The organism is Nitrospiria bacterium, assembly GCA_035517655.1.
In the GTDB taxonomy this organism is placed as follows: Bacteria; Nitrospirota; Nitrospiria; order JACQBZ01; family JACQBZ01; genus JACQBZ01.
Genome location: DATIYJ010000001.1, coordinates 1 through 10,747 on the forward strand (window position 1 = coordinate 1; position 10,747 = coordinate 10,747).

Consider the following 10,747-nt stretch of genomic DNA (forward strand, 5'->3'; position numbering starts at 1 on the left):
GTAGGCGAAATCGATGTCGCGGCCGGCCTCGAACTGTTTCCGCTGGGGCTCGCTCATCATTTCAAAAAGCAGCGCGTGATTCTCTTCGTGCGTCAGTTTCTGGGAGGCCATCGGGACCAGATCGCCCGCCACCCGCATCAGAGGCGGGTTCCCCGGCGACAAATGGAGGTCGGATGCTTTTTTCTCTCTGAGAAGCTTGAACAGCCCGTCGATTTTCGCCATCGCGCGCTCCGCAATAAAATGAGTTTAGCATCGGGATGACTTTTCGGCAAGTCGCCTTTATAATGATCGGACGGGCTTAAGGCGGAAGGTGGAGGGAAATCGGTGACAAAGGACAGGCCCCGCGAAATGACCCTGCGGCAGCTCATCACGGCCGAGCTCGAAAAAGGCCCGATGACGGCGCGGGATCTTTCCAAGGCGATCCGGATTTCCGAAAAGGAGGCGGTCGCCCACATGGAGCACGTCGCGAGAAGCCTTCACCCGCCGAAGCGGCTGGTCATCGAAGCGGCCGTTTGCAACAAGTGCGGATTTATCTTCTCGGAACGCCGCCGATTTACCAACCCCAGCCGCTGTCCCCGATGCCGTCACGAAGGGATCGCCCCGCCGGCGTTTCGAATCGTTTCCGCCTAGGTTTTCGGGAAACGATTGAAGATCCTCGTCATTCGAGGCGGTCCAAAAACCGCTTCCAGGCCTCCCAGTACGGCGGTCCGCCGGTGAGGTAGGTATCGTTGTGGTCGGCGCCGGGGATGATGTAAAACTCCTTGGGGGGATTGGCGGCCGCGAACAGCCGCCGCCCCTGCTCGAGGGGGATCGTCTGATCCCGTTCGCCGTGGAAGATCATCAGGGGCGCATGGACCATTCCGATCTTCGACAGCGAGTCGTACTTGTCGCGGATCAGGAAGCCCACGGGAAGATACGGCAGCTTCACACGGGCCACGTCATCGATCGAGGTCAGGGGGGACTCGAGGATCAACGCGCGCGGGGGGGCCTCCACGGCCAAGTCGACCGCCACCGCGGTTCCGAGCGAGTGGCCGAAATAAATGATCCGTTTGGCCAGAAGTCCGGTGCGGGTTTTCACGTACTGCAAGGCCGCCTCGGCGTCCCGGTACGTGCCTTCTTCCGTGACCGATCCTCCGCTCCGACCGTACTGGCGGTAATCGAAGATAAAGACCGACAGGCCCAGCTCATCGTGAAACAAGCGGAGCCTCCGGACGCGCTGGCTCATGTTTCCGCCGTTGCCGTGAAACCAGATCATCACCCTGGACGGATCCGGACCGGGGACGAACCAGCCGTTCAGGCGGACGCCGTCGGCCGCTTTGAAAAAGACGTTCTCGTAGGCAAGCCCGACCGCTTCCGGCGTCCGCTGGATCTCGCGGTCCGGATGGAAGACAAACGGCTTGTCCAGGCCGCACCCCGCCGACAAGCCCAGCGCGACAACGCCCGCCCCGATCCAAGCGCCGATCCGGAGGATCGCGGGCACGAGGCGGCGGAAGACCCGCTCCGGATCAATGCGCGTCATCGTACACCAGGCGATAAATGCCCTTGGGCGTCGTGAAATAAAGCAGCCCGTCCGGGCCCATGGAAAGCCCCACCACCCCTTCCCGATGCTGAAAGAGATCATCGTGCACGGCAACCGCCTCGACCGAATCCCGGCCGGCGAGGGTCACCATGCGGATCCGCCCCTCGTTCCAGTCCGCGAAGAAGAGCTTTCCGCGATAGATTTCCGGATAGCGCGCGCCGGTATAGAACGCGATCCCGGTCGGCGCGATCGTCCGGTGGTATACCAGGATCGGATCGACGTAACCCGGTTTGTCCCGGACCCCGCTGACCCGGTCGTCGTCCCATCCGTAATTCTTTCCCGGCCCGATGATGTTCAATTCGTCGTTGGTGGCGGGCCCGTTCTCGGTCGCGAACAAGCGGGCCTTCCCGGGCGGGCCGGACTCGAACGTCAAACCGAAGCTGTTCCGCAGACCGTACGCGTAAACGTAGGACCGGGGCGCGGCCGGATGCCCGGGATCGTAGAAGGGGTTGTCGGCCGGGGCCGTGCCGTCCGGGTTCAATCGCAGGATTTTTCCGGCGAAGGAATTAAGATCCTGCGCGTGGCGCGGGACGGCCAGATCCCCGATGCTGAGATACAATTTTCCGTCCGGTCCGAAGATCAGGATGCCGCCGTTGTGATTGCCGGCCCCGGACTCGGATGCGCTTCCGATCGGGAGACGGTCCAGCAGGGCGACCGGCGCTTCCCCCCGGTCGCCCTTCACCGTGATCCGCATCAGGCGGTGCCGGTAGGGGTCGGTCTTCGCATTTTGTCCCCGATGGGAATAATAGACATAGAGATAGCCGTTGGTCTTAAAATCGGGGTCCAGCGCCAGGCCGAGCAGTCCGCGCTCGAAAAAACCGGAGACCGGGCCGAAACGATAGACCGCGTCGGGAAGGAGACGGGGTTGTTTGGACGCGGGGTCCGCGATCACCCGGACCCGGCCGGAATACCGCTCGGTGAAGAAGAGCCGTCCATCGGGGGCGAAGGCGATCGTCACCGGGAAATCGAGGCCGGTCGCGACCGGTTCCTCGGAAAAACCGGCCCAGCCCGTTGAAACCCGCAGAACCGAAGCGCACAGGACGACCACGGCCGTCATGAGAAGGAGACGGATCGGCTTCATCCGAAGTTGTACCGGCGCCGGAATTGGACCAGCGCCGCCTGAAGGTCCGGCCCTTTCAACCCCAGATGGATCGCGGCAAAATCGATCGCGAGTTTATCCGCGAGGATCCGGCCAACACCGCCGTCTTCCCAGTAATGGGCGTGACTCAACGGGTTCCAACGGGAGAGGAGATCCCCGACGTCGACGGCGAGATCCGCCGTCACGGCCTCCTGATGATGGCGGTTGATCGTCTTGATCGGGTAACCGATGATGTCGTTATCGTCAAAGAGGTTCAGCCAGTAACCCGTTTCGGACTCGACCCGCACCGGCCGGTCAAAATGGTCCAACACCCGGGCCGGACTGAACTCCTCGCCGTTGGCCGACCGCATGGCATAAAGGACCAGGGGCGAGCCCAGCGTGAAGAAGTTCGAGAAGGAGACGCCGAAGCCGTCCTGGAAGGTCTTGCCGATCTTGATCGTGTGATCGTACACGAAATCGGAGGCGATCACGCTCCCGAGGCTGTGGGCGATGATCGTGAGATGACCGCTGCCGGGTTTAAGATGCGCGCGAAGCGCTTCGCCCAGACACCGGTGGATCTCGTTGTAAACGGGCCCGCCCTGATACGCGATCACGTCCCCCATGAAGCTCATCCCGAATTTTCGAAGGAAGGGAATCTTCTTTTTATAAATCCGGCCTTCCAGGTCCTTCTGGGTCGCGTCCATCACCGGCGCCCACCAGCCCGGTATGAAATTGAGGGGCTCGGACACGAAAGAATCGGCGAGAAAATGGTCCTTGATCAAATACTCAAGCGAGCGTCTAAACTTCGAAAGGAGCTCTTTTTGAAACTTTTTCGAGAAATCCTTGGGCTGATCGCCCATGCCATGGACGATCAGGATGTTCAACGGATCGTGCGAAACCGTCTTCGACAACCTTACATTCCCCCCTTCGCGCCGAACAGCTGTTTCGTGAGGGGGACCCAGTCCCCCTTCGCGGAGCCTTTGTACAAATGTTGCGCCGTGCCGGCATAGAGATGTCCCTGGTCGTCGATCACCATGGACTGGACATTCAGATCCTCCAGCGCCCCGTTGATCGAGCTCCAGCGGGTATCCTTCGGACCGCGCGCGAAGATCCCCCGGCCGGTGCCGAGATACAACGTGCCGTCTTTTCCCGCCAGGATCGCCCGGATCGATTGGTTGACCAGGCCCTGGTTCAAGTCGTTCCAGCTTTTTCCCCCGTCCCGGGTGGTGAAGACGCCCCCGTCGAAGGTTCCGGCGTAAACGGTTCCGTCCGCTCCGAGCGTCAGGACCCGGATGAAATTTTCCAGAAGTCCCCGGTCGCCCTCAAACCCCCTGGAAAGCTGCTCCCAGTCCCCCCGGGCGGACTTGCGCTTGTAGAGGCCCTTGCCCCCGGTCCCGGCGTACAGCGATCCGTTGCGGTCGATGATCAACGAGCGCACCAGAACATCGTCCAGTCCGGTGTTGTGGGCCGTCCAGTGATCGCCGTGATCCTCGCTCCGGAACACGCCCTTCCCGGTGGCGGCATAGAGCTTATTTTTTGAATCGTAAAGCAGGGCCGAGACTTGCGTATTGATCAGGCCGTTATTCACCTTCTCCCAGTGGAGGCCCTCATCCCGGCTTCGGAAGACGCCGAACCGGGCCGTTCCGGCGAAAAGAATCGATTTCGAAGCCCCCGGCTTTTTCTCGGGAGACGGTTTGATCAACAGGGTCATGATGTAGGGATCGCCCAACCCTTCCGAAATCGAGTCCCAATGAAGCCCGCCGTCCCGGCTCTTGAAGATGCCGTTGCCGAACGTCCCCATGAACAGGGTGCCGTTCCGGTCCAGCGCCAGGGCCTGCACGCTGTTGCGGGGGTCCGGCATGTCCATCTGGCTCTCCGCGCGTTGAGGACCGGCCGCCGCGATCAACGAGACCAGTCCCGGGATCATCACGACCATTCTCCATCGGTATTGCGGGTTCATGCGCTCTTCCTCCTCATGGGGTCAGGCTTCGCTCTTGGCCTCCCCGGCCACGGCCGACCGGACCGGTTTCCGCCCGAAGAACCGGGCGCCCAGGATCCCCAGCTCATAGAAAACCATCAGCGGGACCATCATCAGCATCATATTGAAGACGTCCGTCGTGGGCGTGAGAATCGCGGCCAGAATCGCGTTCACCAGAATCGCGTAGCGACGATAGCGCGACAAAAACTGCGGCGTCACGAGCCCCAGCTTGGCGAGGATCGTGATCGCCAGGGGCAGCTCGAAGACCACGCCGAAGGCCAGCAGAAATTTCAGCAGAAAATCCATGTAGAGCCCGATCGAAATGACCGGTTTCAACCCCTGCTGCACCCCGAACCCCACCAGAAAATTCAACGCAAACGGAGCGACGACAAAATAACAAAAGGCCAATCCCAGGACGAAAAACAAGCAGCCGATCAGCACGAAGGGCACGGCCAGCCGCCGCTCATGCGGATGGAGGCCGGGCGACACGAAACGCCAGATCTGGTAGAGCACCACCGGGAGGGCCAGAAACAGCCCCGCGAAGAACGACACCTTGACCGTCACCCAGAAGGCCTCCATCGGAGAAAAAAAGTAGAGGTCCCCGGCCAGCGGCCGTCTGAGCCATCCGATCAGGATGTCCGACGCCGCGTACGCGAGAACCATCCCGCCGAGCACGGTCCAGACAACCTTGAGCAGCCGGCTCCGGAGCTCTTCCAGATGACCGGTGATCGACATCCGCGGTCCTTCGGCGGGAGGCGAGGAGAGAGCCTTCATGATTCTTTCTCCCCGGTCGGAGGGGCGGGCGCCCCGGCTTCCGGCGTCGGTCGCGGAGCCCCGTCCGCCGGCCCCGTCCCGTGGGACTTCGCCTCGGCCGGTTCGTCGATCTTCCGAACCTCGGCGTCGATCTCGTCTTTCAAGTCCTGCGTGGCGCGCTTCAGCTCGGCCAGTCCCCGGCCGAGGGCCCGCGCCAGCTCCGGCAATCGCTGCGGCCCCACCACCAGCAGGGCGATGACCAAGATCACGATCAGTTCCGGAAGTCCGATCCCGAACATCGTCTCACCTCAGGAATGGGGCGAATGCTGTTTCGTGTATTCACGGAGGATCGCTTCCAGGCGATCCTTCGTGTGCAACTTTTCCACCTGGATCTGTTTCTTGTGCGACTCCTCCTCGGGCGTCAGGGTCTTGCGGCGGATCAATTCGTTCAGTTCCCGTTCCAACCGATGGTGCGTTTCCTCCAATTTTTGGAATTCCGCATTCCGTTGACGCAACGCGTCCCGAAACTCAAACGGTTTCTCCATCATCGCCAACCTCCTTCTCCAAGGGACTTCCTTCGGACCAATTCATGATCAAGGCGTCCTCGCGCGGATCGCGATAATAATTGTGCCGGACCCCGACCCGCTTAAAACCCAGTTTATCATACAGATGCTTCGCGGCTTCGTTGGAGGCCCTCACCTCCAGCGTGATCAGACGGACGCCGTTTTCCCCGGCCCACGAAAGGGTCCAACGCGCCAGCTCTTCCCCGATGCCCGACCTCCGCCGGTCCGGGTCGACCGCCAGATTCATCAAATGCAACTCGGCAAACACCTTCCAGAAACAGACATAGCCCGTCACCGCGCCCGCATCGGCATCCCGCGCCACGAAGAAGCGGGCAAACGGATTGCCGCGCAAGTCCGTCTCGAACATCGACCGTTTCCAGGGCTGGGTGTAGGAAGCCTCCTCGATCCGCATCACCGCATCCAGGTCCGCCGCGGTCATCGGCTGAATCGTTATTTTCCGATCCCCCTTCACCTCCTCGCGTCTCATGACCGGTCCGACTTGCGGGGGCCCGCGCCGCCCCCTTCCCTATGTGGGGGCCCGTGCTGATCCCTATTATGTTTCAAGTCCAGTCTTTTCGGGGCGACCCCTCTTTCCCAGTTGACCTCGGCGTCCGACCGCCGGACGTAGGCCGGGACGAGGGTCCGCCCGTCCGACGTTTCGCCGCGCCGGATCCGTTGAAGGCCCAGCCGGGCCACCGTGGATGGAAGAGGCCCCGACAACGGCATGGGCGCAAAGACGGCCCGGACGCCGAGGCGTTTCTCCAAAACCGCCCGGTACCGTGAGGCCCCGTCGCCCAGAAAGACGGTCGGCGGGTCCGACGACGCGCCGAGGCGCTCGGACAGCGCCTCCGGCGAAATAACCTGATCCTCCATCACGCGTTTCAGCGCTCCGCCGGCTTCGCATGAAAACAGCGCGGCGTACACCTCCCCCTTCTTGGCGTCGATCATCGGGCAGACGCCGTGACCGCCCGGACAAACATTCCAGGCCATGGCTTCCAGCGTCGGCACCGCCGCGACCGGCAGCGAGGTTCCGAAGACCAGGCCTTTCACCGTGCTCACCGCGACGCGCAGCCCCGTGAAGGAGCCCGGGCCGATCGAGACGGCCAGGCCGTCCAGATCGTCCAGAACCCAGCCGCAATCCCCCAGCGCACGGTCGACCAGGACCATCAGCCGCTCGGCATGCGCCATCGTCATATCGAGCCGGTATTCGACCCGAAGCGTCTCGTCCTCGACGAGGGCCACGCCCCCCAACCCGGTCGCCGTTTCGATCGCCAGTATCTTCATCGTTGATCCTTCACGGGATCCTGTATTCCTCCGGAGAAATCGCCGCGTTGGGCCGGACCTCGACGAACTTCAATTCGAGACGAGCCGGCTCCCCGGTCCCGGCCGGCGGCTTTGTCATGACCACCCGGTCGGGCCAGTCGATTTCGGCCCCCGCCGGCACGGATCTCGGTCGATAGTCCAGAAATTCCACAACGGTGGCCTTGTCCTCGGCCGCGGCCGAGCCGTTGGGATCCACGGACGGCCCGGCGGGCTCAAAAATTTCTTCGCGCGTCAACCGCAGTCCGCTTCGTTCGATCCAGAGCCGCTTCGCCAAGCGCCCGCCCCCGCCCGAGACGCGGATCAAATGAATCAGATAATCCGGACCGACCTGCTCCAACACGGGGACTTCTCCGGCTTCGACATACGGGCCGACCAGGGCTGATACGGCCAGCCGCAACTCGGACGCCTCCAGCCCGGATTCGGCCGGCAGCAAAAGCGAGCCCCCGTTGGCCGGTCCGCTCTCGACCACATGCCCCTGACTCGGGATCGTCAGCAGGACGCGGTCGTTCGATCCGATCAGGTCGAACAACGTTCCCCCGAACGGATCAAAGGCCGTCAAACGGAGCGACGGGGGCGCTCCTTCCGGTTGGCGGGAAAAATACAAGCGGGCCGTGACCGCCGCCTGCCGATCCGAACGAATCTCAAGGAGCGCCTTAAGCGTCTCGATCGACCGCGTCCGCCGGTCCAGACGGCCGAGGAGGTCCTGGAGCGACGCCGAGAGCAGCGGCGCTTGGGGAACGATCACATACCGGGGACCGCAGCCGCCGATCAGCACCATCATCAGAGCTAGGCTCAACGGCAGCCATCTACCCGGACCCCTAGGCACTCTTAAAAACCCCTGATCATCTATTTCCCAAAAAGAATTTCCAGGGCCTGTCGGATATGGCCGACGCCGATCGCATCGATCCCCTCGACGCCGCCGAGCCTCGTCCGGTTCCGCTCCGGCAACAGGCACTGCTTGAACCCCATCTTGGCCGCCTCGCGAAGCCGGACCTCGGCCTGATGGATCGCCCGCACCTCGCCGCCCAAGCCCACTTCGCCCAGCACCAGAATTTTCGGATCCAGCGGCCGCTCCCGAAATCCCGACGCGACGGCCGCGACGATCCCCAGGTCCACCGCCGGCTCGTCGATCTGCATCCCGCCCACGACATTGATGAAGACGTCCTGTCCCTGGAGCTGCAGCCCGGCGCGTTTCTCCAGGACGGCGAGGAGCAGCGAGACCCGGTTGGGGTCCACGCCGATCGCCATCCGCCGGGGCAGGCCGAAGTTGGTGGGGGTGACGAGCGCCTGGAGTTCGACCAGGATCGGCCGCGTCCCCTCGATGCTGGAGACGACGACCGAACCGGCCGTGTTCGACGGCCGTTCGCTTAAAAAAAGCTCGGAGGGGTTCGAGACCTCTTCCAGCCCGAGCGATTTCATTTCAAAGACGCCGATCTCGTTCGTCGAGCCGAAGCGGTTTTTCACGGCGCGGAGGATGCGGTACGGATGGCCCTTGTCGCCCTCGAAATAGAGCACCGTGTCGACCATATGCTCCAGAATCCGCGGCCCCGCGATCGAGCCGTCCTTGGTGACATGGCCGACCAGGAAGGTCGGCGTGTTCGTTTGCTTGGCATGGATCATCAACTGCGCCGCCGACTCCCGGATCTGGCTGACGCTTCCGGGGGCGGAAGTAATCTGCGCGGTATAGACCGTCTGGATCGAGTCGATCACGATCGCGCGGGGTTTCAACGACTGCGCGGTTTTCAGGATTTCTTCAAGCGAGGTCTCGGACAGGATCAAGAGATTTTTGGAATCAACCCCCAGCCGCCCGCCGCGCATCTTGATCTGGTGCGGCGACTCCTCTCCGGAGACGTAGAGAACCGGCCGGTCCCGGCTGATCCGTTGAAACGCCTGGAGCAGCAGCGTGGATTTCCCGATGCCCGGGTCGCCGCCGATCAGCACCATCGAACCGGCCACGACCCCCCCGCCCAAGACCCGGTCCAACTCCCCCATGCCGGTGGAGAAACGGTCGTCCGCCGCCTGCGGGATCTCGCCGATCGGCCGGGGCTTCTGCGGGCTGCGTTCGGACGCCATCCAGCGCGACGGCGCCGCGGCCGCGGCCGTCTCCTCCTGGAGGCTGTTCCATTGATCGCAGTCCGGACATTTCCCCAGCCACTTGGGGGAAGAATAGCCGCAGTTCTGGCAAACAAACGACGTTTTGGGACGGGGCATAATTCACCGGGCTATTAAATAGGTGAGAATGTTTATCATAATCCATCGGGGGGGTGAAAATCAACCCGGGCACTGGAACGTCGGCAGATGATTAGGAGTAGGTATGTGACGGGTTATTTGAAAAGGTTAAAGTCGTAGATGGAATGGTGGTGACCGACGTAACGGAGTTCGGCATGATTGGGGCCGACAAATTTAAAGATAATCCGGTAAGCTTGGTCGACTCGGAAGCTCCAAACTTCATGCTCCTTGGGGCGCTTTTTTCGGTGTGAAGCGACGGGTGGAACGGGTTGCTCTTGAACAGGTCCGTTTTTGTGATGGCTTTTCGCTGGACGGTGGACGGCGGTTTCTTGAAGAGTCGATCGAATGTGGCCGTGGTCGAGATCTCGATCATCGTGGACGGCTACTCGATCAAATCGCGTAAAGACCGCCTTTTGGTTACCCTTCCTGCACGATGGTCCCGCTCAGACGCATCCAAGGCATCCAAAAATTCCCTCCGATAGAGACCGATGGCATCGCAAAAGGCTTCAAAATTCGCCCTGGAGATTTCGATCTGGATGCTTTTTTTGTTTTCTTTGTGACTTTGGCCTCAAGAGTTTGTGCCATGCAAAACCTCCTGTTGATGATTAAACTACCACACCGAACAGTCTTTATCAAGAACACGATTGGAACATCGGGCTCATCTTTATACGATGCGCCGTGGCTGCCGGCAGGCAGGGCGATCTAAAAGATCAATTTGGATGAAGGGCTCTGAGGCGATCTCTTTTTCAAGAGCCTCGTCGAGCTTCCGAATCTCCTCCAAGCCGGCTCCCTGGCCTTAGGCTCCCGTCTGCGAACATGACGGGACAGGCAAGAAAAAACCCGTGGGTCACATCCGTGACCTCACGGGCTTCTCAGGGAGCCTCGGAGCTTTTTCTTTTCAGTGTGAACTTCTGTTAAAACTTCTGTATGGCCTTGCAGGCCCTGCACTTGATCCGGACCAGATGGCCAAGGAATTCCATGACCTTATTCCCGCAGACGCAGATGTCCCGCGCAACGACTCGATGGGTCACTGGATCAACGGAGGCGGGAACGTTGCGATCCTGGCCGCAGCAACAGCGGTAGCGATAGATCAGATCCGGCAACGGGGGCCTCGCAATCTCCGCCAGCTTCTTCCCATCCACCGCACAACGGCATTCGTACATGAACCCTCCCTCCTTATGGGGAGGGAAGATACTACGGCGGGAACCACAAAGTCCTCGGCGAGTTATCGTCGAAGGATGGTT

Annotated in this window: 15 protein-coding genes; 2 read left to right on the forward strand and 13 right to left on the reverse strand. The window is 61.5% G+C overall.

The annotated features are described in order from the left end of the window. On the reverse strand, window positions 1-222 hold a 222-nt coding region (locus tag VLY20_00005), incomplete at its 3' end, for a type IV pili twitching motility protein PilT (protein HUK55025.1). Between the two features lie 102 nt (window positions 223-324). On the opposite strand from VLY20_00005, the gene VLY20_00010 reads away from it, so the two are divergent. After that, on the forward strand, window positions 325-630 hold the full coding sequence (locus VLY20_00010; protein HUK55026.1) for a transcriptional regulator: 306 nt from the start codon (window positions 325-327) through the stop codon (window positions 628-630). A gap of 28 nt (window positions 631-658) precedes the next feature. Here the strand turns inward: VLY20_00010 and VLY20_00015 are convergent, their stop codons facing one another. From VLY20_00015 to radA, 11 genes are read right to left on the reverse strand one after another with little or no spacing between them, the layout of a single operon-like run. Further along, window positions 659-1,519, reverse strand: a complete 861-nt coding sequence (locus tag VLY20_00015; GenBank protein ID HUK55027.1) for an alpha/beta hydrolase — start codon at window positions 1,517-1,519, stop codon at window positions 659-661. Next, window positions 1,506-2,660 (reverse strand): PQQ-dependent sugar dehydrogenase, encoded by a 1,155-nt coding sequence (locus VLY20_00020; GenBank protein ID HUK55028.1) that lies wholly within the window; start codon window positions 2,658-2,660, stop codon window positions 1,506-1,508. Before VLY20_00020 ends, VLY20_00015 begins: the two co-directional genes overlap by 14 nt. Continuing rightward, the gene (locus VLY20_00025) at window positions 2,657-3,568 is read right to left on the reverse strand and encodes a hypothetical protein (GenBank protein ID HUK55029.1); all 912 of its coding nucleotides are present in this window, start codon (window positions 3,566-3,568) and stop codon (window positions 2,657-2,659) included. The genes VLY20_00020 and VLY20_00025 overlap by 4 nt, the downstream gene beginning before the upstream one ends. A gap of 2 nt (window positions 3,569-3,570) precedes the next feature. Next, on the reverse strand, window positions 3,571-4,617 hold the full coding sequence (locus VLY20_00030; GenBank protein HUK55030.1) for a hypothetical protein: 1,047 nt from the start codon (window positions 4,615-4,617) through the stop codon (window positions 3,571-3,573). A 21-nt stretch (window positions 4,618-4,638) separates the two neighbouring features. After that, window positions 4,639-5,409, reverse strand: a complete 771-nt coding sequence (gene tatC, locus VLY20_00035; protein HUK55031.1) for a twin-arginine translocase subunit TatC — start codon at window positions 5,407-5,409, stop codon at window positions 4,639-4,641. Continuing rightward, on the reverse strand, window positions 5,406-5,687 hold the full coding sequence (gene tatB, locus VLY20_00040; protein HUK55032.1) for a Sec-independent protein translocase protein TatB: 282 nt from the start codon (window positions 5,685-5,687) through the stop codon (window positions 5,406-5,408). Before tatB ends, tatC begins: the two co-directional genes overlap by 4 nt. 9 nt (window positions 5,688-5,696) lie before the next feature. Continuing rightward, the gene (locus VLY20_00045; protein ID HUK55033.1) at window positions 5,697-5,936 is read right to left on the reverse strand and encodes a DUF465 domain-containing protein; all 240 of its coding nucleotides are present in this window, start codon (window positions 5,934-5,936) and stop codon (window positions 5,697-5,699) included. Then, window positions 5,917-6,438, reverse strand: coding sequence for a ribosomal protein S18-alanine N-acetyltransferase (gene rimI / locus VLY20_00050; GenBank protein ID HUK55034.1), 522 nt, complete (start codon window positions 6,436-6,438; stop codon window positions 5,917-5,919). The genes VLY20_00045 and rimI overlap by 20 nt, the downstream gene beginning before the upstream one ends. Continuing rightward, complete coding sequence (tsaB, locus tag VLY20_00055) at window positions 6,435-7,235, reverse strand: tRNA (adenosine(37)-N6)-threonylcarbamoyltransferase complex dimerization subunit type 1 TsaB (GenBank protein HUK55035.1); 801 nt, start codon at window positions 7,233-7,235, stop codon at window positions 6,435-6,437. The genes rimI and tsaB overlap by 4 nt, the downstream gene beginning before the upstream one ends. Before the next feature lie 10 nt (window positions 7,236-7,245). Beyond that, entirely contained in the window at window positions 7,246-8,070 is an 825-nt protein-coding gene (locus VLY20_00060) for a hypothetical protein (GenBank protein ID HUK55036.1), read from the reverse strand. A 50-nt stretch (window positions 8,071-8,120) separates the two neighbouring features. Continuing rightward, window positions 8,121-9,485 (reverse strand): DNA repair protein RadA, encoded by a 1,365-nt coding sequence (gene radA, locus VLY20_00065; GenBank protein HUK55037.1) that lies wholly within the window; start codon window positions 9,483-9,485, stop codon window positions 8,121-8,123. 293 nt (window positions 9,486-9,778) lie between these two features. On the opposite strand from radA, the gene VLY20_00070 reads away from it, so the two are divergent. After that, window positions 9,779-9,985 (forward strand): hypothetical protein, encoded by a 207-nt coding sequence (locus tag VLY20_00070; protein HUK55038.1) that lies wholly within the window; start codon window positions 9,779-9,781, stop codon window positions 9,983-9,985. Between the two features lie 432 nt (window positions 9,986-10,417). Here the strand turns inward: VLY20_00070 and VLY20_00075 are convergent, their stop codons facing one another. Continuing rightward, window positions 10,418-10,666, reverse strand: a complete 249-nt coding sequence (locus VLY20_00075) for a hypothetical protein (GenBank protein HUK55039.1) — start codon at window positions 10,664-10,666, stop codon at window positions 10,418-10,420. Window positions 10,667-10,747: the final 81 nt, after the last annotated feature.

What these genes read in the sequence shown, in the direction of transcription:
- VLY20_00015 (HUK55027.1), bottom strand. Translation starts at nt 1,519, where the DNA reads ATGACGCGCATTGATCCGGAGCGGGTCTTCCGCCGCCTCGTGCCCGCG.
- VLY20_00020 (HUK55028.1), bottom strand. Translation starts at nt 2,660, where the DNA reads ATGAAGCCGATCCGTCTCCTTCTCATGACGGCCGTGGTCGTCCTGTGC.
- VLY20_00030 (HUK55030.1), bottom strand. Translation starts at nt 4,617, where the DNA reads ATGAACCCGCAATACCGATGGAGAATGGTCGTGATGATCCCGGGACTG.
- tatC (HUK55031.1), bottom strand. Translation starts at nt 5,409, where the DNA reads ATGAAGGCTCTCTCCTCGCCTCCCGCCGAAGGACCGCGGATGTCGATC.
- tatB (HUK55032.1), bottom strand. Translation starts at nt 5,687, where the DNA reads ATGTTCGGGATCGGACTTCCGGAACTGATCGTGATCTTGGTCATCGCC.
- VLY20_00045 (HUK55033.1), bottom strand. Translation starts at nt 5,936, where the DNA reads ATGATGGAGAAACCGTTTGAGTTTCGGGACGCGTTGCGTCAACGGAAT.
- rimI (HUK55034.1), bottom strand. Translation starts at nt 6,438, where the DNA reads ATGAGACGCGAGGAGGTGAAGGGGGATCGGAAAATAACGATTCAGCCG.
- tsaB (HUK55035.1), bottom strand. Translation starts at nt 7,235, where the DNA reads ATGAAGATACTGGCGATCGAAACGGCGACCGGGTTGGGGGGCGTGGCC.
- radA (HUK55037.1), bottom strand. Translation starts at nt 9,485, where the DNA reads ATGCCCCGTCCCAAAACGTCGTTTGTTTGCCAGAACTGCGGCTATTCT.
- VLY20_00075 (HUK55039.1), bottom strand. Translation starts at nt 10,666, where the DNA reads ATGTACGAATGCCGTTGTGCGGTGGATGGGAAGAAGCTGGCGGAGATT.